The following is a 1,423-nucleotide window of genomic DNA, read 5'->3' on the forward strand; positions in this document are numbered from 1 at the left end:
TTTAAAGCAGAGAGCAGCGCTGTTGAAGCAAAGTCGGCCTGACGAGCAGCTAATTGCAGTTTGGGATCAGCAGTTGGCGGAGCTCGGCGAGCGTATTCATTGTCTCAGAGCGCCGATTATAGAGCGGGTGATTGAGACCTTTTGGTTAAGGGCATCTCGTTTATTTGGGGAAGAGGTACTGGAACGTCTTCAGGTAAGCTATTCACGGGGTTGGTCCAACAGTGAATCTCTTTTTGATTCTCTTATCGCTAGTCGCGGCAAGGATATTAAAAGACGCACCACGCACTATGGTGCTCATCGGGCAGACTTGAAGTTCAGTTACGATGGTCTTCCTGTCCAAGAAGGTTTGTCGAGGGGGCAGCAAAAACTGTTAGTGTTGGCGCTGCATCTGGCTCAGATTGAAGTGTTGTATGGTGCCACAGACAAAGCTTGTATGTTGCTTTTGGATGATCTCGCGTCAGAGTTAGACGAAGCGAATTTGGAAGTTTTGCTTGGTCAATTGCAAGGGCTTGAGACATGTGTAATTGCCACCGGGCTCGATCATTCATTGTATGAGCGCTTGATTTCCAAGCTAGATTTATCACACAAAACAAGAATGTTTCACGTGGAACATGGTAAGATAACGCCGCTAATACATTAACTATAAAGACTTAGATATCTCAGGAAACACAATGAGTGATACCCCTAATTCGTACGACTCCTCAAGCATTAAAGTCCTCAAAGGTCTAGACGCTGTTAGGAAAAGACCAGGCATGTACATCGGTGATACTGACGATGGGACAGGCTTACACCACATGGTCTTTGAAGTTGTAGATAACTCGATTGATGAGGCTTTGGCCGGATACTGTTCCGAGATCAAGATTGTAATTCATGAAGATGAATCTATCACGGTTTCTGATGATGGCCGCGGCATTCCAACAGACATCCATGAAGAAGAAGGGATTTCTGCCGCCGAAGTAATTATGACCGTTCTCCACGCTGGCGGTAAGTTCGATGACAATACTTATAAAGTTTCAGGTGGCCTGCATGGTGTAGGTGTATCGGTTGTTAACGCGTTGTCTAGTCTTCTAAAGCTAACGATTAGAAGAAACGGAGAAGTACACGAACAGGTATATCACGATGGTGTTCCTCAAGAGCGTTTGAAAGTTGTCGGTACAACCGAGAGCAGCGGTACACAAGTACATTTTAAACCTTCGCCACAGACGTTCACTAACATTAAGTTTCACTATGATCTTCTTGCTAAGCGAATTCGAGAGTTAGCGTTTCTTAACTCAGGGGTCTGTATTGTTCTTCATGATGAGCGCTCTGGTAAAGAAGAGCGATTTGAATATGAAGGTGGTTTAAAGGCATTTGTCGAATATTTGAATACAAATAAGTCGACGATCAACCAAGTTTTCTATTTCTCTACACAGCGTGAAGATGG

At 44.5% G+C, this 1,423-nt stretch carries 1 protein-coding gene and 1 pseudogene; both read left to right on the top strand.

Features of this window, described 5'->3' with window-relative positions; all coding sequences use genetic code 11:
- Window positions 1-640: pseudogene (locus tag A3750_RS26330) on the top strand (hypothetical protein); the annotation flags it as partial.
- Window positions 641-671: 31 nt separating this feature from the next.
- Window positions 672-1,423: ATP-binding protein (locus A3750_RS17775; protein ID WP_197475123.1), on the top strand; the 752-nt coding region annotated here is incomplete at its 3' end.

This window comes from Oleiphilus sp. HI0079, from assembly GCF_001635105.1.